Origin of the sequence: Rhodoplanes roseus, from assembly GCF_003258865.1 — a bacterium.
Lineage (GTDB): Bacteria > Pseudomonadota > Alphaproteobacteria > Rhizobiales > Xanthobacteraceae > Rhodoplanes > Rhodoplanes roseus.
The window spans coordinates 1-18,368 of sequence record NZ_NPEX01000113.1 but is presented as its reverse complement, the minus strand read 5'-3'; the positions used below and the strand labels follow the sequence as shown (position 1 = coordinate 18,368).

General features: G+C 70.7%; 15 protein-coding genes. 11 read left to right on the top strand and 4 right to left on the bottom strand.

Annotated elements, in window-relative coordinates:
* Nucleotides 1-149 precede the first annotated feature (149 nt).
* The 4 genes from prpB (at nucleotide 150) to CH341_RS16730 (ending at nucleotide 4,714) form a co-directional block, all read left to right on the top strand.
* The gene (prpB, locus tag CH341_RS16745) at nucleotides 150-1,076 is read left to right on the top strand and encodes a methylisocitrate lyase (protein WP_111420149.1); all 927 of its coding nucleotides are present in this window, start codon (nucleotides 150-152) and stop codon (nucleotides 1,074-1,076) included.
* Nucleotides 1,077-1,250: 174 nt separating this feature from the next.
* Nucleotides 1,251-2,099 carry an IclR family transcriptional regulator gene (locus tag CH341_RS16740; protein ID WP_170149661.1) on the top strand — a complete coding sequence of 283 codons (849 nt, stop codon included), beginning with the start codon at nucleotides 1,251-1,253 and terminating at the stop codon, nucleotides 2,097-2,099.
* 113 nt (nucleotides 2,100-2,212) lie between these two features.
* Nucleotides 2,213-3,676, top strand: coding sequence for a UbiD family decarboxylase (locus CH341_RS16735; RefSeq protein WP_111420147.1), 1,464 nt, complete (start codon nucleotides 2,213-2,215; stop codon nucleotides 3,674-3,676).
* Between the two features lie 54 nt (nucleotides 3,677-3,730).
* Nucleotides 3,731-4,714 carry a Bug family tripartite tricarboxylate transporter substrate binding protein gene (locus tag CH341_RS16730; protein WP_111420146.1) on the top strand — a complete coding sequence of 328 codons (984 nt, stop codon included), beginning with the start codon at nucleotides 3,731-3,733 and terminating at the stop codon, nucleotides 4,712-4,714.
* Between the two features lie 43 nt (nucleotides 4,715-4,757).
* Here CH341_RS16730 and CH341_RS16725 read toward each other — a convergent pair whose 3' ends face one another.
* The 3 genes from CH341_RS16725 to CH341_RS16715 all read right to left on the bottom strand — a co-directional run bounded on the left by CH341_RS16725 (nucleotide 4,758) and on the right by CH341_RS16715 (nucleotide 9,643).
* Nucleotides 4,758-7,493 (bottom strand): bifunctional diguanylate cyclase/phosphodiesterase, encoded by a 2,736-nt coding sequence (locus tag CH341_RS16725; RefSeq protein WP_111420145.1) that lies wholly within the window; start codon nucleotides 7,491-7,493, stop codon nucleotides 4,758-4,760.
* A gap of 71 nt (nucleotides 7,494-7,564) precedes the next feature.
* Nucleotides 7,565-9,247: a methyl-accepting chemotaxis protein gene (locus CH341_RS16720; RefSeq protein ID WP_111420144.1), complete on the bottom strand. Its 1,683-nt coding sequence runs from the start codon at nucleotides 9,245-9,247 to the stop codon at nucleotides 7,565-7,567.
* 75 nt (nucleotides 9,248-9,322) lie between these two features.
* The gene (locus tag CH341_RS16715) at nucleotides 9,323-9,643 is read right to left on the bottom strand and encodes a hypothetical protein (RefSeq protein ID WP_111420143.1); all 321 of its coding nucleotides are present in this window, start codon (nucleotides 9,641-9,643) and stop codon (nucleotides 9,323-9,325) included.
* A 290-nt stretch (nucleotides 9,644-9,933) separates the two neighbouring features.
* On the opposite strand from CH341_RS16715, the gene CH341_RS16710 reads away from it, so the two are divergent.
* A complete protein-coding gene (locus tag CH341_RS16710) occupies nucleotides 9,934-11,760 on the top strand; it encodes a hypothetical protein (protein ID WP_111420142.1) in 1,827 nt (608 codons plus the stop codon).
* Nucleotides 11,761-11,785: 25 nt separating this feature from the next.
* On the opposite strand, the gene cysE is transcribed toward CH341_RS16710, so the two are convergent.
* The gene (cysE, locus tag CH341_RS16705; RefSeq protein WP_245431101.1) at nucleotides 11,786-12,643 is read right to left on the bottom strand and encodes a serine O-acetyltransferase; all 858 of its coding nucleotides are present in this window, start codon (nucleotides 12,641-12,643) and stop codon (nucleotides 11,786-11,788) included.
* 249 nt (nucleotides 12,644-12,892) lie between these two features.
* On the opposite strand from cysE, the gene CH341_RS16700 reads away from it, so the two are divergent.
* The 6 genes from CH341_RS16700 (at nucleotide 12,893) to CH341_RS16675 (ending at nucleotide 18,319) form a co-directional block, all read left to right on the top strand.
* Nucleotides 12,893-13,813 carry a LysR family transcriptional regulator gene (locus tag CH341_RS16700; protein WP_170149660.1) on the top strand — a complete coding sequence of 307 codons (921 nt, stop codon included), beginning with the start codon at nucleotides 12,893-12,895 and terminating at the stop codon, nucleotides 13,811-13,813.
* A 99-nt stretch (nucleotides 13,814-13,912) separates the two neighbouring features.
* Entirely contained in the window at nucleotides 13,913-15,310 is a 1,398-nt protein-coding gene (locus CH341_RS16695; protein WP_111420139.1) for an amidase, read from the top strand.
* Nucleotides 15,311-15,360: 50 nt separating this feature from the next.
* Nucleotides 15,361-16,257, top strand: a complete 897-nt coding sequence (locus tag CH341_RS16690; protein ID WP_111420150.1) for a polysaccharide deacetylase family protein — start codon at nucleotides 15,361-15,363, stop codon at nucleotides 16,255-16,257.
* 49 nt (nucleotides 16,258-16,306) lie between these two features.
* Entirely contained in the window at nucleotides 16,307-17,296 is a 990-nt protein-coding gene (locus CH341_RS16685; RefSeq protein WP_111420138.1) for a Bug family tripartite tricarboxylate transporter substrate binding protein, read from the top strand.
* A 24-nt stretch (nucleotides 17,297-17,320) separates the two neighbouring features.
* On the top strand, nucleotides 17,321-17,530 hold the full coding sequence (locus CH341_RS16680) for a hypothetical protein (protein ID WP_146604505.1): 210 nt from the start codon (nucleotides 17,321-17,323) through the stop codon (nucleotides 17,528-17,530).
* Nucleotides 17,531-17,656: 126 nt separating this feature from the next.
* Nucleotides 17,657-18,319 carry a DUF1847 domain-containing protein gene (locus CH341_RS16675; RefSeq protein WP_111420136.1) on the top strand — a complete coding sequence of 221 codons (663 nt, stop codon included), beginning with the start codon at nucleotides 17,657-17,659 and terminating at the stop codon, nucleotides 18,317-18,319.
* The last annotated feature ends 49 nt before the right edge of the window (nucleotides 18,320-18,368 follow it).

Sequence of the window (18,368 nt, the reverse complement as noted above, 5' to 3'; positions counted from 1 at the left end):
CACGGCGCGTCGCGCCGCGCCCGGGACACGGCATCCGGAGCAACGCAGCCGAGCGGCGAACGCCCGAGCTGCGGAGCATGTGGCGAACGGCGGGAAAAATGCGCTAGAGCGTCCCCGGCGGCCACCGCCTGGCCGCGGGAGTGTTCGACATGACCTATCTGGTGTCCTCCGATCTCGCCACGGTGCCGGCCGGCCGCCGGCTGCGCGCGCTGCTGGCGCGGCCCGGCATCCTGCCGATGCCGGGCGCCCAGAACGGCCTCGCCGCCCTGCAGGCCAAGTCCGCCGGCTTCGAGGCGCTGTATCTGTCCGGCGCCGCCATGACGGCGTCGATGGGCCTGCCCGATCTCGGCATCATCACGGTGGACGAGGCCTGCTTCTTCATCCGCCAGATCGCCCGCGCCTCCGGCCTGCCGCTGCTCGCCGACGGCGACACCGGCTACGGCGAGGCGCTCAACGTGATGCACATGGTGCGCTGCTTCGAGGACGCCGGCGCCGCCGCCGTCCACATCGAGGACCAGCTGCTGCCGAAGAAGTGCGGCCATCTCAACGACAAGAAGCTCGCCGATCCGGCCGACATGGCGGCGAAGATCCAGGCCGCCGTGCGGGCGCGCCGCGACCTGGTGATCGTCGCGCGCACCGACGCCGCCGCCAGCGAGGGCCTCGACGGCGCCGTGGCACGGGCGAAGCGCTACGTCGCCGCTGGCGCCGACGCGATCTTTCCGGAGGCGCTGACCACGCCGGACATGTTCCGTGAGTTCGCGCAGAAGATGCCGGGCGTGCCGCTGCTCGCCAACATGACCGAGTTCGGCCGCACGCCGTATCTGACCGCCAGCGAGTTCGAGGCGCTCGGCTACAAGATGGTGATCTGGCCGGTGTCGTCGCTGCGCTGCGCCGCCAAGGCGCAGGAGGAGCTCTACGCCGCGATCCGCCGCGACGGCGGCGCGCAGGCGATGCTGCCGCGCATGCAGACCCGGGCCGAGCTCTACGCCACCATCGGCTACGCCGACTACGAGGCGCTGGACGCCTCGATCGTCACCACCGTGATCCCCACCGCCCCGGCGAAGCCGGCCGGGTGAGGCGGCGATCTCGTCGCTTGTTCCCGATTGCGGAACACGGTTCTTGTCTGCGAAAGGTCTGCCGGACCGAAAAGTCCGTGCTACCAGCGCGCGATAGCACTCGCGGGCCACAATCCGCTTGATCTCGACTCCTTGCGCGATAACCTGTTTTGCGATCGCAGACAGGAGGCGGGCTTGCGCAAGGACGACTCCACGACCGAGGACCGGGCCGGCGCCGGCGTGCGTTCGGTCCAGCTCGCTCTCGACGTGCTCGAGGCGATCGCCTTCTCGGGCGACGAGCTCGGCGTCACCCAGCTCGCCGAGAAGCTCGACGTCACCAAGGGCTCGGTGCATCGCCATCTGCACACGCTGGTGGAGCGCGGCTACCTGGTCCAGAACCCCGCGACCACCCGCTACGCGATCGGTCCGAAGAGCCGGCTGCTCGCCCGCTTCGCCCCCGACGCCGACCTGATCCAGGTCGCCGAGGCGCCGATGCGCGAGCTGCGCGACCGGCTCGGCCACACCGTCGTGCTGTCCGCCCTGACGCCGCGCGGCGCCCTGGTGCTGGCGACGCTGGCCTCGACCTCGCCGATCGAGATCGGCGTGCGGCCCGGCAGCGAGCTGCCGTTCCACGCCTCGGCGCAGGGCAAGGTGCTGCTCGCCTTCGCGCCGCGCCCCGTGCAGGAGCGCATCCTGGCGCGGCCGATGGAGAAGTTCACCGAGCGCACCATCGTGACGCGCGACCACCTCGAGGCGGAGCTGGTGCGCATCACCCGGCAGGGCTTCGCGTCGGCGCCCGAGGAGGTGCTGCTCGGCATCAACGTGATGGCGGCGCCGATCTTCGACGAACGCGACGGCTGCATCGGCGCGCTGGCGATCGTCGGGTCGATCCAGTACCTGCCGGAAACGCCCGACGCCGACACGGTCGCGGCGCTGAAGGACTACGCCAAGCAGATCTCGCGTCGCTTCGGCCACGGCCGCGGTCCGGGCGGCGCGTCGACGACGGTGCCACCGCGGGCGGCACGTCGCTCCGCCGCGGGCTGACCCCGGGCGCCCGGCCCGGCCTCACGATTCTGTGCCGCGATCCCCTGCGTTGCGCGCCCGCCGGCGCCGGTCCGCATCTCGTCCATCCCCCGTTCCTGCGAGGAGACCGCCCCATGACCACCGCCGCAACGACGGCCCGCCCCACGACGCCGGCCGCGCCGCGCCGCAACGACGACGACCAGTCCTATCGCGGCTTCCTGGCCGAGCTGGAGGCCAAAGGCGAGCTGGTGCGCTTCACCAAGCCGGTCGATCCAGTGACCAACATGGCCGCGATCGAGTGGAAGACGTTCCGCGATCTCGGCAAGGCGAGCCTGTTCACGGCGATCGACGGACATCCGGGCTGGACCGCCTGCAGCCAGATCGTCGCCGACCGGCGCAAATGGGCGATCGGCCTCGGCATCCCGGAGGCCGCGTTCCTGGAGGAGATCTCGCGCCGGATCACCCGCCCGGTCGGCGCGACGCCGGTGGACGCGGCGGATGCGCCGGTCAAGCAGGTGCGGCTGATCGGCGACGAGGCCGACCTGCACGACATCCCCGCCATGGTTACGTCGGCGCGTGACGCCGGGCGCTACATCCCGTCCGGCATCGCCTTCGTGAAGGATCCCGACACCGGCATCGGCAACATGTCGCTGCACCGGCTCCAGGTGCAAGGCCCGCGCAAAACCGGCTTCGTGATGCTGCCGCGGCACGCCCGCGCCATCTACGACAAGTTTTCGGCGCGCGGCCTGCCCACCCCGGTCGCCATGGTGATCGGCGTGCATCCGGCGATCTGGTTCGCGGCCGGCTTCACGACCAGCTTCGGGCTCGACGAGCTGGAGCTGGCCGGCGGCCTGCTCGGCCGCGGCGTGCGCACCGTGCGGTGCGAGACCATCGACGTCGACGTGCCGGCCGAGGCCGAGATCGTGCTCGAAGGCGAGCTGGTGCCGCACAATCACCTGGAGCCCGAAGGGCCGTTCGGCGAGGTGACCGGCACGTATCCGGATCCGGGCGTCGCCCACGTCTTGAGGATCAAGGCGATCACCCGGCGGCGCGACCCGATCTACTACGCGCTGCATTGCGGCTTCCCAACCACCGACACCCAGTCGACCACCGGGCTCGGCATCGAGATCGCGACGCTGGAGCATCTGCGCAAGGTCGACGGCGGCCTCGACCTGCTCGACGTGCGGGTCCTCACCGTGTCGGGCCTGATGACGCTGGTGGTGAAGATCCGGCCGCGCTTCGAGGGCCAGGCCAAGACCGCCCTGATGGCGGCGCTGGCCGGCCCCTATCAGCAGCCCAAGATGGCGATCGCCGTGGACGACGACATCGACGCCGCCGATCTGCGCCAGATCATGTGGTCGATCTCGACCCGGGTTCGCGCCGACCGCGACGTGATCACGATCCCCAACACGCGGGTGTGGGGGCTCGACAACGCCTCGCCCGTGGTGCCGGGCGTCGAGGCGTTCCAGCGCGTCGGCACCAAATGGATGATCGACGCGACCAAGCCGGCCGTGACGCTGCCGACCGAGCGCGCCCGCTTCGACATGGCGTTGCCGCCCGGCCTGGAGACCGTCGACCTCGCCGACTTCCTGCCCTGACGCGACCGAACCGACCACGACCCCAAGCAGAACAAGATCACGAGGAAACCCCCGATGACACTCCGACGCTTCACGCCGACGCCGCTCGCCGGCCTCGCCCTCCTGGCGCTTCTCGCCGGCGCGGCCCCGGCCGCGGCCCAGACCGACGCGTTTCCGTCGCGGGCGATCCGCCTGGTCGTCGGCTTCACGGCGGGCGGACCGACCGACGTCCCGGCGCGCTTCCTGGCCGACAAGCTCAGCGCCGCGCTCGGCGTGCCCGTGGTGGTCGAGAACAAGCCGGGCGCCGGCTCGATGCTGGCGATCCGCGACGTGCTGTCGAAGCCGCGCGACGGCTACACGCTGCTGGCCTGCTCGTACCTCGATCCGGTCAACACCGTCCTCTACAAGAACCCCGGCTACAAGCTTTCCGACATCGCGCCCGTGACGCTGATCGCGCGCTACGACTACGCCATCGGCATCTCGAAGTCGCTGCCGGTGAAGACCTTCAAGGAGCTGGTCGACTACACCAAGGCGCATCCGAACGAGGTGAACTACGGCCATCTCGGCGTCGGCTCGTTCCAGAACATGGTCGCCAAGCAGCTCGAGAAGCTCACCGGGATCAAGATGACGGCGATCCCCTACAAGGGGGCGGCCGACGCCATGCAGGAGATCGTCGCCGGCCGCAACCACCTCTATGTCGGGCCGCCGCTGGTGGTGATGCCGCTCTACGAAGGCGGCAAGGTCGACATCATCGCGGTGACCGGCACCGAGCGCCTGAAGTCCGCGCCGAACGTGCCGACCCTGGAGGAGAGCGGCGTGCCGCTGGTCGCCTTCGCCTGGCTCGGCATCTGCGCCGGCGCCGGCACGCCGCAGCCGGTCCTCGATCTGCTCAACAGCAAGATCGTGCCGATCGTCAAGTCGCCCGAGTACCGCGCCTTGGTGGAGCGCTCCGGCTCGGTCGCGGCGTCCTCGACGATCCCGGAGTTCCAGGCCGTGATCGAGAAGTCGGCGGCCGATGCCGCCCCGATCATCGAGGAGTTCGGCCTGAAGATGGAGTGAGTCGAGGCTCGAGCTCCGCCGGCAGCCGGGTCGCCGTTTCCGCTCACGACCGGCCGGCCGCGCCGTTGGCGTCGGCCGGCTCGTCCGCCGCCAGGCGCGCCTCGATCTCGGCGGCCGGGACCGGATAGCCGAACAGGAAGCCCTGCGCCTGCGTCACCCCGGTGATCCGGACGATGTCGAGCTGCTCGCGGGCCTCGATGCCTTCGGCGACGACGGCCATGCCGAGGCTGAGGCCGAGTGCGGCCGCCGAGCAGACGATCGCACCGCAATCCGCCCGGGTCATCACGTCGCGGGTGAAGCGCTGGTCGATCTTGATCTTGCTGAACGGGAACATGGTCAGATAGCCGAGCGAGGCGTAGCCGGTGCCGAAGTCGTCGAGCGCGATGGCGATGCCGAGGCTCCTGAACTGGTGCAGCACCGAGACGTTCCGCTCCTCGTGATCGAGCAGCACCGATTCGGTGATCTCCAGCTCCAGCCGGTCGGGCGCGAGTGCCGCGTCGTGCAGCGCCCGCACGACGCTGTCGAACAGCCCCGGCCGCCGGAACTGCACCGGCGAGACGTTGACGGCGATCTTGACGTGCGCGGGCCAGCGCGCCGCCTCGACGCAGGCGGTCCGCAGCACCCATTCGCCGAGTGGCGCGATGAGCCCGGTCTGCTCGGCGACCGAGATGAACTCCCGGGGCCCCACCAAGCCGCGCGCCGCGTGCTGCCATCGCACCAGCGCCTCGACGGCGCAGATGCGGCCGGACGCGACGTCGACGATCGGCTGGTAGTGGACCCGGAAGGCGTCGTCGAGCAGCGCCTGCCTGAGATCGATCTCGACGCGGTGGCGCGCCTCGACCTCCTCGGTCATGGCGCGATCGTAGAACACGAAGCCGTCGCGACCCTTCGCCTTGGCGCGATAGAGCGCGAGGTCGGCCTTCTTCATCAGGTCGGACGGCTCCTCGCCGTCGCCCGGCGCGAGCACGATGCCGATGCTGCCCGTGACCACGTGCGTCTCGCCGCCCTGCGTATGCGGCACGGCGATCAGCTCGAGGATGCGGACCGCGAGCGCCGCGGCCGCGTCGCGGCCGGTCCGGTCCCCCTCGGCGGCCGGTCCGTCGCCGCTGCCGAGCGGACGGATCACGGCGAACTCGTCGCCGCCGAGCCGCGCCAGCGTGTCGCCGTGCTGCAGCCCCTCGGCGAGCCGCGCCGCGGTCTGGCGGAGCACCAGGTCGCCGACCGCGTGGCCGGCGGAGTCGTTGACGTCCTTGAAGCGGTCGAGATCGATCATCAGCACGGCGAAGCGCTCGCCCCGGGCGCGCTGGGCGAACCACGCCGCCTGCAGCCGCTCCAGGAAGCTCCCGCGGTTCGGAATCCCGGTGAGCGAGTCGCAGCGGGCCAGGAAGGCGATGCGCTCCTCGTGGCGATGGCGGTCGGTGACGTCCTCGTGGGTCTCCAGGAAGCCGCCGTCCCCGGTCGGGCTCTCGGTCACGGCGATCACCCGCCCGTCGTCGAGCTCGACCAGCCCCGTGGTCGCACCGGCAGGCGCGGAGTCGAACAAGTCGTCCACCGGCTCCGGCCGGACGATCTGCCGCTTCAGCCGGCGGGCGCGCTCGGCCGCGACGTCGTCGTGCGTCCAGCCCGGCCCGAGCTCGGCCGGCATCCCGTAGATGCGGCGGAACTCGTCGTTGCAGACCCGCAGCACGCCGGCGGCGTCGAACATGCACAGGCCCTGCGACATGTGGGCGAGCGTGGCGGCGAACTGCGCATTGGTCTGGCGCAGCCGGGTATTGGAGCCGGCCAGCGTCTCCGACTGCTCGGCGAGCTGCCGCCGGGACACGACGAGCTGGCGGAGCTGCCGCGCCAGGATCGCCAGCAGGACGGCCAGGCAGGACAGCAGCGCGACGGCGCCGAACGCTGCATAGGCCGAGCGGGCGCGCCACTTTCCCAGCACGATCGCCTCGGGACTGGTGACCGCGACCACGAGATCGAGGTCGGACAGCGGCTGCACCGAGACCCAGCGGGGGACCTCGTCGAACAGCCCGGGCGAGCGGTAGCTGCCGCCCCCGTCCGCCACCCTGGCATGCCACGGCCACCCGGCCGGGACCCGGGCGAAGGCGCCGTCGGAGGGATAGCGCAGCAGGACCGTGCCGTCGCGCCGCGACAACGAGAAGGTCTGGTCCGGCAGGAAGCCGGACGCGTTGTACATGCGGTCGAACTGGCTCGCCGCGATGCTGACGATCACGATGCCGCGGAACACGCGGTTCGGGCCGTGGACCCGGCGTGCGACGACCAGGACGGGCTCGCCGGTCGCGTGACTCGGGCGGCGCGAGACGAGCAATGCGTCGTCCGGCGCGTCGCGCAGCACCGTGAAGGTGTCCGTGTCGGCGATGGTCACGGCGCCGAGCGACGCCGGATGCGTCGACATGACGATGCGGCCGGTGACGTCGGCGATCGACAGATGATGCGCATGCGGCATGGACTTGATCTGCGCCGTCATCCAGTCGCGCAGCGAGGCGGCTGCGAATTGCCCGTGGAAGCCGTCGTCGGCCGTGATCGTGAAGATCTCGGCGAGGTCGCGGTAGTCCCTGACGACGCCGTCGACCTCGCGGACGACGTGCTCGATCTGCCGGGCCAGGAACAGCGCGGTGTTGCTGTCGCTCCTGACCGCCTCGGCGATGGCGTCGGAGCGGCTCTGCCAGACCGACAGCCCGACTGCGACGGTGGCCAGCCCGCAGACCAGCAGGGCGCTGACGAAGACGGCGCGATACGGCAGTGTCGTGGGGCCCGTGGCCATCGGCGGCACCGCTCCGTTTGTCGCGACGCCGGCGGGCTGGCCGCCGACACCGCATCATACCACTCGCTCCGTCAGGCGGCCCGCACGGTCGCCAGGAAGGAGGCCAGCTCGCGCGCGAGCTGGTTGCTGTCCTTCGACAGCGACTGCGCCGACGACAGCACCTGGGCGGAGGCCGCCCCGGTCTCCTCGGCACCATGATTCACGTCGGCGATGTTGCGGGCAACCTCGGTGGTGCCGGCCGAGGCCTGCTGGACGTTGCGGGCGATCTCCCCCGTGGCCGCGCCCTGCTCTTCCACGGCGGCCGCGATGGTCGAGGCGATCTCGGCGACGCGGCCGATGGTGCCGCCGATCTCCTTGATGGCCGCGACCGAGTCGCTCGTCGCTGCCTGCATGCTGGCGATCTGGGCCGAGATGTCGCCCGTTGCCTTGCCGGTCTGGGCGGCCAGCGCCTTGACCTCCTGGGCCACCACGGCGAAGCCCTTGCCGGCCTCGCCGGCGCGGGCGGCCTCGATGGTCGCATTGAGCGCCAGCAGATTGGTCTGCTCGGCGATGGCCGTGATCAGCTTGACGACGTCGCCGATCCGCGCCGCCGCTTCGGACAATTCGCCGATGCGGCCGTCGGTCTTCTCGGCCTGCCGCACCGCCTCGGCCGAGATCCGCGTCGATTCCTGGACCTGCCGGCTGATCTCGGTCACCGAGGCCGCCATCTGGTTGGTCGCCGAGGCGACGCTCTGGACGTTCGCCGAGGCCTGCTCGGAGGCGGCCGAGACGGCGCCCGAGTGCTCCTGGGTCGTCTGCGCCGTGCGGGTGAGCGTCGAGGCCGCGGCCTCGAGCTCGGTGGCGGCCGACGACACCGCGCCGACGATGGTGCCGACCGCGCCTTCGAACTGGTCCGCCATGCGGGCCATGTCCTGCTTGCGGGCGGCGGCGGCGCGGGCCTCGATCTCCTGCTGCTCGCGGCGGAGCCGCTGGGCCTCGATCCCGTTCTGCTTGAACACCGCGACGCTGCGGGCCATCAGCCCGACCTCGTCCTTGCGCTCCGCACCGGCCACCTCGGCCGCCAGGTCGCCGCCGGCGAGCCGTTCCATGGTGCCGGACAGGATGCCGAGCGGTCTGGCGACGCCGAATTGGACCACCGCGAAGGCGAGCGCCAGGACCACGGCCGCCGCGATCGAGATCGTCACGATCGTCAGCCTGATGGTCGCCACCGTCTCGTCGGTGGCGGTGTCGGACCGCGCCTTGAGCGACTGCTCCACCTCCGCCGTGATGGTGCGCATGTACTGGCGCATCTCCCCGGTGGACCTCTGCAGCGCCTCGGCGCCCGCCACCCCGGCAGCCACGTCGTCGGCCAACACGGCCCGGACGACCGCGGCGGCTTCGACGTGGATGCTCGCGAACATGTCGCGCGCCCTGTCGAACCGTGCCGCGAACTGCGGAAGCCCGGTCTTGGCGGCCTCTATGTGCTCCAGGAAAGCTTTGTCGTTGGCGGCGATCTCGTCGATCGTACGCTTCTTCTCGACCGGATCCCGCTGGGCCACCAGCCGCCAAATCAGCCGGCCGAAGTTGAACACCTCCTGGTTCGCCCGCAGCCCGGCCTTCATTCCGGCGACGTCGCGTTCGATGATCACCGTGTAGGTGGTATCGATGTCCATCATGCGGCTCGCGGTGAACCAGACGGCCCCGGTGACGACCGCCAGCAGCAGCACGAAGCAGCCGAGAATCTTGTAGAGGATCTTCACGTTCGACAATGACATGTCACTCTCCAGTCGACCGCATCCCGCGGCCGACGTCTTCGTCCGCGGCGTCGAGCGCCGCCGATCGGCCGGGTCTCAGCAGTCTTCCGCCGCGGCGGCGGCCGGACTCGCGCCGTGTGTCTCCGAGACTCCGGCCTCGAGCAGCCCGACCAGTCGATCCAGATCCGCCAGCGCGTCGTCGTGCTCACGGCGAAGTCCGGCGAGCAACGCGCGACTCCGGGCGGCCTGGCCGTCCGAGCCCCGCAGGTCCTCGACCAGATCGGTGATGCACCGCGCGTAGATGTCCAACGCGCCGCGCAGACGTGGCAGATCGGCGCGCAACACACAGAGCGCCATCCGCTCCGCGTCGCTCCGCGCCTTGCGCCGATCCCCACCGATGCCATTCCCCTGACGCATCCTGATCTCCGCCGCGACGAGACATTTCCGCCGCAGCTTTCGGCCCGGATGGTTACCGAGATCTTATTTTCGGCCGCCGCGACGGGTCATTTGACAGTCAGATGCAGCCACGACCGTCACCTCGCCGGGTTCGGCCGGGCTATGACGTGTGGGGGACACAAGCCCGCATTGCGCGCAAATGCGTATTTCTTGTTATTCAAAATTGTGACCCGATGTGGCTGCCTTCCGCCGAATATCGCAGCCGCGGCTCGTCTTCGAGCCGGCCGATCTATACTCAGGATGATCTAATCTTGCTGGAGCAGGGCGATACCTCTCGCCCGTCGGACGCCGCCATTGTCGCGGCGCTGACGCGGATCGTCGACAGCCCGCGCTTCCGGGATTCACCCCAGATCGCGGGATTCCTGCGATACGTGGTGGAACGCACGCTCGCCGGCAAAGCTGATCAGATCAAGGGCTACACCATCGCGGTGGAGGCGCTCGGGCGCGACGCGAGCTTCGATCCGAACAGCCAGTCGATCGTCCGCACCGAAGCCGCCCGCTTGCGCCAGGAGCTCGCACGGTATTATGCCGATGCGGGCCGCGACGACGAGATCCGCATCACACTACCGCTCGGCCGTTACGTGCCGACGTTCACGCGGCACTCTCCGCCCGAGGCCGCGGCGTCCGAGCTCGCTGAATCCGAGGCCGTGGACTTCGCGACAACGGACGTCGCGCCGATACCGCCTCCGGCGGCGAGCGCGAGTGCGGCCCCGGCCGACGCACCGGCCCGTCACGCGTTCCGCGTGCCGACCGTCGGCCTCGTCCTGATCGCGGTCGTCGTCTACGCGCTGCTCGACGCCTTCGTCATCGACGGACGCAACCTGCAGCCGCTCCCCGGACCGCGGGCCGAGCGGGCGACGGCAAGCCCGTGGCGCCGGGGCGAGCCGCGGATCGCGATCGCCCCAGTCGCGACCGTCGGGCCGCACGCCGGCGAGGTGATCGAGCCCGCCGTGCTGCAGGACGAGCTGATCAACGCACTGTCCCGTTTCGAGGACATCGTCGTCGTCGCGACCGATCCGAACAAGCCGGAGACCGCGCCCGGCACCGATCCGAACGAACTCAGCTATGTCCTGGTCCCGGCGCTCAGCCGCGCCGGGGAAGGACAGACGATCCTGAGTCTCCGCCTGATCTCGATGCCGGACCGCGCCGTCGTCTGGCACGACAATTACGCCGTCGAGGACAGCGGGACCGCCCACCCGAGGATGCCGGATCGCCTCCTCCTCGACATCACCAGCGCCTTGCTGCAGCCCTTCGGGGTGATCCCCGCGGCCGAGCGGCGCAAGCTCGGCGACCGGCCGTCCTCGCCCTATCATTGCGTGCTCGATGCCGCCGAGCTCGCCCGCTACTTCGATCCGCAGCTGCGCGAGCGAACCCGTGCCTGCCTGGAGACGGCGATCCGCGACGACCCCGGCTTCGCCTATGGCCACGTGCTGCTCGCACGCCTGCATGTCCGCGACTACATGTTCGGCTATGCCGGACCCGACGTGCTGATGCCGGCCGTGGCGCTCGCCCGCCGGGCCGTCGAGCTTTCGCCGACCAGCGCCCGCGCCCATTACACGCTCATGAACGTTCAGGTCGCGCGCGGCTTCGTCCAGGACGGCCTCGAGCACGGCGAGAAGGCGCTCGCGCTGAATCCTTACGACGTGCGGGTGCTCATGCAGGTCGGCGGACAGCTCGTGACGACCGGCGACCTGAAGCGCGGGTCGGACTTGCTGATGCAGGCCCGCAGCAGCACGGTGTCGAATCCGCTGCCGCTGACCTGGGCGCTCTTTCTGGTCGCCTATCTGACCGACGATCTCGCCGCCGCCGCCCTGTCGGTGGACCGGATGCCGGGTGATTACGACGTCAACGTGCTGGCCCGCGCCCTGCTTGCGGCGCGCCGCGGCAACATGGCGCTGGCCCGCGCCACCCTGGCACCGCTGCAGGAGCGGCGATCGGTCTGGCTCGCGGACCCGCGGGCGCTGTTTTCCCGATTCATGCCGGCGCGCGACATCGTCGAGCGGCTGGGGAGCGACCTCGACGCCATTCTGGCGGACGGGACCGGTCCGGCCGCCTCCGAGAAGGCCGCCCTGCGCTGACGCGCGGGCGGATCACGTCGACCGATCAGATCACGTAGACGAAGGACTCGTAGGCGGTCTCGCCGAGGATCTGGTCCATGCTGCGGGCCGGCTCCGAGCAGCCGGCCGGGCCGACCTCGCGGGCCGGCACGCCGGCGACCGTGGTGGCGGGCGGCACGGGTTTCAGCACCACCGAGCCGGCGGCGATCCGGGCGCAGTGGCCGATCTCGATATTGCCGAGGATCTTGGCGCCGGCGCCGATCAGCACGCCGTTGTGAATTTTCGGATGACGATCGCCGGTCTCGTTGCCGGTGCCGCCCAGCGTGACGCCCTGCAGGATCGAGACGTTGTCGCCGACCACCGCGGTGGCGCCGACCACCAGGCCGGTGGCGTGGTCGAGAAAGATGCCCTGCCCGAACGGCGCCGCCGGATGGATGTCGGTCTGGAACACCTCCGACGAGCGGCTCTGCAGCCACAGCGCCAGATCACGCCGGTCGCGCCGCCACGCCCAGTGCGCCAGACGGTGGCACTGGATGGCGTGGAACCCCTTGTAGAACAGCACCGGCTCGATCAGCCGCGCGGTGGCGGGATCGCGGTCCATCACGGCCAGCACGTCGGCCCGCACGGCGCGGCCGATCGCCGGATCGTCCGCATGGGCGCGCAGGAAGGCGTCGCGCAGGATCGCCACCGAGATGTCGGCATTGGCGAGCCGCGCCGCGATCCGGCGGCCGACCGCGTCCTCGAAGCCGTCCGCGCCCAGGATGGTCGACATCACCAGGGCGCCGAACTCGGGGGCGGTGCGCAGCATGGTCTCGGCCTCGTCGCGCAGACGAGTCCAGATCCGGTCGGCATTGACCAGCGGGCGGCGCGCCAGATTGGCGTGGAGAGCGGTCGCGGTGCTCACGAGCGTCCTTTCCGAAGGCAAGTCCGGCGCCCGGCACGCGCGGAGGACCTCATCATGGGTCATCGAGATCTTTCCATCGGAGCCCCCGAAGTCAAGGAAACCGTCTCCTCTTCTTAGACCGAACGGCAGATGGTTTATCCTCCCGCGGATCCGGCATGGACGCGGATGCCGGTCGCACGCGGCGGCCGACGGGCTGGCCAATCCGGGCGGTTTGGTGGATATCCGAACGGTCCGGGGAGGAGCCGACGCGTGGAAATCAAGGAACTCAAGAGCTTCTGCATGGTGGCGAAGCTCGCCAGCTTCTCCAAGGCCTCCGCCGCGCTGGGCATCGGCCAGCCGGCCGTCACCAAGCACGTCAAGCGGCTCGAGGCCGAGCTCGGCCGCACCCTGGTGGAGCGCGGGCTGCGGCCGCTGCGGCTCACCGCGGCCGGCAGCAACCTGTTCCGCATGGCCGAGCCGCTGCTCGAGGGGCTGGAGAACCTCGACCGCTGCGGGCCGATGGCCGTCACGGCCCCGATCAACATCGCGGTCCCGCACGGCTATGTCAGCGACCTGCTGCCGGAGGCGGTGCGCGCCCTGCGGACCGAATGGCCGGCGGCGCGGGTGCGCATCCGCTCGGCCACCAAGGAGGAGGTGTTCGAGCTGGTGCAGACCGGCAGCGTCGACTTCGCCGTCGCGCCGATCTCGGGATCGGCAAGGCAGTTCGCCTTCGACCGGCTGTTTCCCTCCGAGCGCATCCTGATCACGCCGGCCGACCATGCCTTCGTGACGACCGCGCCGGCGTCGCTGGCCGAGGTCGCACGGCACCCGCTGGTGCTGCCGCGCTTCCACACCCAGACGCGGGCGCTGCTCGAAGGCGAGTTCCGTCGGCTCGACCTCGCCTACGAGGTCGCCGTCGAGGTCGACGGCATCGACCAGCTCGAACGCTATGTGGAGCTCGGCGTCGGGCTGGCGGTCGGGCTCCGCGGGGCGGCCAGCACGGGGCGAAATCCCAGGCTCGGCACCGTCAGCCTGGCGGCGTTTCTGCCGTCCGAGACGATCGGCATCGTGCGCAACCGCTCGCTGCCGCTGTCCGAACCGGCCCAGGCTCTGGTCGCCGGACTGCACGCGCTCGTCGATGCTCCCGGAGAGGCCCGCCCGGCGAAGCGGCACCGCGACGGCACCGGGTGAGGCAGCCCGCCTAACTTTTCAGCATGGAATGACAATTGACCGAAAAGTCCGATATGGAATAATCTGCCTCGCGTCCGACCGGACGACACCGAGGCCCGAATGACCGATCCGACCGACCTGTCGTTGCCCGAGGCGGCCGAAGCGATCCGGACCGGCACCCTCTCCCCGGTCGACTACGTCTCGGCTTTCCTGGACCGGATCGACCGCTACGACCATCGCCTGAACGCCTTCGTCTCGGTCGACCGCGACGGCGCGCTGCGCGACGCGCGGGCGGCCGAGCGTGAGATCGCCGCCGGCGGCTGGCGCGGGCCGCTGCACGGCGTGCCGATCGCCATCAAGGACATTTTCGACGTCGCCGGACAGCGCACCTCGGCGCACTCGAAGATCCGGGTGGACCATGTCGCCGAGCGCGACGCCTTCGTGATCGCGCGGCTGCGCCGGGCCGGCGCCGTGCTGATCGGCAAGACGGCGCTGCACGAGTTCGCCACCGGCGGCCCGTCCTTCGACCTGCCGTGGCCGCCGGCCCGGAATCCGTGGAACCCGGACTGCCATCCGGGCGGCTCGTCGAGCGGCTCCGGCGTCGCGGTGGCGGCCGGGTTTTCGCCGGTCGCGCTCGGCACCGACACCAGCGGATCGATCCGCCATCCGGCGACCGTCTGCGGCGTCGCCGGCCTGAAGCCGACCTACGGCGTGGTCGGGCGTTCCGGGGTGTTCCCGCTGTCCTTCTCGCTCGACCATGTCGGTCCGCTCGCCCGCACGGCGGCGGACTGCGCCGTGCTGCTGGAGGCGATCGTCGCGGCCGATCCCGACGATCCGGCCGCCGTCCCGCACCCCGCGCCGGATTTCCGCAGCAGAATCTCGCAAGGCGTGAAGGGGCTGCGGCTCGGCGTCATCGAAGCATTCACCGCGGCGGCCAATGCGGAAATCCGCGACGGCTTCGAGGCAGCCTGCCGCCAGCTCGAAGCGCTCGGCGCAGAGCTGGTGCCGCTGCGCCTGTCGCCGCTCGACACCTATGCGGGCTGCGGCCGGCTGATCCTGCAGGCCGAGGGCTTCGCCGTGCACGAGCCGTGGCTGCGCAGCCGCATCGCCGATTACGGCATGCGCGGCCGCACCCGCCTGCTGCCCGGCGCCTTCCTGTCCGCCGCCGACTACATCCGGGCGCAGCAGATGCGCACGCTGCTGGCGCGCGAGTTCGCGGCCGCGATGGCCGGCGTCGACGCGGCCTTGTGCGTCTCCAGCCTGGAGCTGCCCTGCGCCATCGCCGACGAGGCCGAGGTCGACCGCACCTACGACCGCCAGGCGCGCACGCCGTTCAACGTCACCGGCACGCCGGCCGTCTCGGTGCCGATGGGATTCTCGCAGTCCGGCCTCCCGATGGGGCTGCAGGTTCTCGGCAAGGCCTTCGACGAGGCGACCATGCTGCGGGTCGCGCACGCCTACGAGACGGCGACCGGCTTTCATCGGCGCCGCCCCGACCTGGACCCGGCGCGGCCGTGACCCGGTCGCGCGCAATAGCTCAAACCCGCTCACGACAAGAGGTGACCGCCATGCATCCGCGCGAGCGCTTCGACTTCTCCTCGCCGTTCCGCCGGCCGGCGCTGAAGACCGACGACGGCACGCGGCTGATCGTCTGGCCCGTGATCAACATCGAGGAGTGGGAGCTGGAGCGGCCGATGGCACGCCAGGCCTCGCCGCCGCCCGGCGGCGCCAGTGGCGCCGTGCCCGACATGCCGAACTGGACCTGGCACGAATACGGCATGCGGGTCGGCTTCTGGCGGCTGCTCGAGGCGTTCGAGGCGCGCGCCATCAAGCCGACCATCTCGATCAACGCCAAGGTCTGCGAGACCTGTCCGCAGGTGGCGGAAGCCGCGCGCGACGCCGGCTGGGAGTTCATGGCGCACTGCTATGTGCAGATGCCGATCCACAAGGTCGAGGACCAGCGCGCCATGATCGACCAGTCGCTCGCCACGCTGGAAAAGTTCCTCGGCTATCGGCCGCGCGGCTGGCTCGGCCCGGGCCGCACCCAGACCTTCGAGACGCTCGATCACGTCGCCGCCGCCGGCTGCGACTGGTTCGGCGACTGGATCCTCGACGACCAGCCGTTCTGGGTGAAGACCAAGTCCGGTCCGATCGTGTCGGTGCCCTATACGGTGGAGATCAACGACATCACCATCATGGTCAGTGGCCAGCACGAGTCCGACGCGATGCTCAAGCGCGCCGCCGACGCGTTCGACCGCCTCTATGCCGAGAGCGCGCAGTCGGTGCGCATCATGGCGTTCGGCGTGCATCCCTACGTCTCGGGCGCGGCCCATCGGATCCGCTATTTCGAGGAGATGCTCGACCTGTTCCGCAGCCGGCCGGGCGTGGCGTTCTGGAACGGCGCCCGGATCCGCGACTGGTTCGCGGCACAGCAGCCGATGCCGGCGACGGCCGCCGCAGAATGACGATCTCGACGACCGCCGTGACCTCCCCCGTGCCACCCAGGAGACAGCCTTGACCCTCAGCCTGAAGCTCTCCGCGGTCCTCGTCGCGTGCGCCGTCGCCGCGACGGGTCTCGTCGCGTCACCGGCCGTCGCCGACACCTGGCCGAGCCGGCCCATCACCATGATCGTGCCGTTCCCGGCCGGCAGCGCCACCGACACGGTGGCCCGGCTGGTCGGCCAGAAGATGTCCGAGAAGCTCGGTCAGCCGATCGTGATGGAGAACGTGCCGGGCGCCGGCGGCACCATCGCGGCGGCCCGGGTGGCGCGCGCCAAGCCGGACGGCTACACGCTGCTGATCCACACCACCATCGCGCTGTCGGCCGTGCTCTACAAGACTCTCAGCTACGACACCGCGACGGCGTTCGATCCGATTGGGCTGATCAACACCGGGCACTACGTCTTCGCCGCGGCGCCGAGCTACAAGGCGAAGGACGCGCAGGAGCTGCTGGCGAGCCTCAAGGCGCAGGACAACAAGATCGCCTTCGCCAATGCCGGCATCGGCACGGGATCGCATCTGTGCGCCGTGATGCTCTCCCAGGTGCTCGGCACGACGCCCAATCTGGTCCCCTACAAGAGCACGAGTCTCGCTCTCCAGGACGTGATGGCCGGCCACGTGGACATTCTCTGCGACCAGACCACCAACGCGTTCCCGCAGCTCTCGTCGGGCGCCATCAAGGCCTATGCGATCACGTCGCCGGAGCGCAACAAGCGCTTCCCGGAGATCCCGACCATGCGGGAGCTCGGCCTGCCGCAGGTCGACATGGAGGTCTGGCACGGCCTCTACGCCCCGAAGGGAACGCCGGCCGCCGATCTCGACGCGCTCAACGCGGCGCTCCAGGTGGCGCTGGCCGACCCGGTGGTGCAGGCCCGGCTCGCCGACATGGGCACGGAGCTGTTCGCCGCCGACCGCCGCAGCCGCGCCGCCCACGCCGCGAAGCTGGCGAGCGATCTCACGCGCTTCCGCGAGATCGCCGACAAGGCCAAGCTGTCGATCGACTGACGCCGAGGCTGGGAAGGGCCGACCATGACGGAACGACCATCGGACGACGTGGAGGCGGTGCTGGCCCGCCTCGGCCTCGCGGTTCCGCCCGAGGATCTGCCGTTCCTGCAGAAGACGCTCGCGCGCCAACGCGAGCTGCTCGCCGCCTGGGTGACGCGCGTGCCGCCCGACACCGAGCCGGCGCTGGTGTTTCGCGTGCTGCCGACACCCGGGGGCGCCGCGTCCGCGGACTGACGCCGCGGCTTCGTAGTTGCACGACATGGCCGGCCCGCCGCCGCGCGGTAGCATCCGGGCGGGTGCGCGGGCCGCGGTCGTTCGGGCCGCCGGGCGCAGCGCGCCGGACCGCCGTCGGACCGCATCATGACCAAGCCCGCCGAACCGACCTGCTCCGAGTGCGGGCAGCTCGATTGTCATCAGCCGAAGCACAACAGGCCGGAGTTCTGCCTCACCGACGCGACGCCGCCCGAGGTGCTGGACACCGCGCTGGCGCAGTATCGCGAGGACGGACCGGACGCCGTGCTGGCGCGCGCCGCCGCCGAGGTCGAGGGCACGTATTACGGCAAGCTCACCCGGGTCGAGGAGACGCTCGCCTTCGCGCGGCGCATCGGGGCGACGCGGATCGGCATCGCCACCTGCGTCGGGCTGATCGAGGAGGCGCGGCTGTTCGCCACCATCCTGCGCCGCGGCGGCTTCACGCCGCAGACCGTGCTGTGCAAGATCGGCGCGACCGACAAATGCGACATCGGCGTGCCCGACGCGCAGAAGGTCCGGCCGGGCGGCTACGAGGCGTGCTGCAACCCCGTCCTGCAGGCGCTCACGCTCAACGGCAAGAAGACCGAGCTCAACGTGATCATCGGCCTGTGCGTCGGCCACGATGCGCTGTTCTGCAAGCACTCCGACGCGCCGGTGACGACCCTGATCACCAAGGACCGCGTGCTCGGCCACAATCCGGCCGCAGCCCTCTACACGGCGAGGAGCTACAGCAAGCGGGTGATGGACGAGGAGCGTCTCAAGGGGCTGTGACTCCCCTTCACCCTCCCCTGGAGGGGAAGGGTCGGGGCGCGCCCACGGC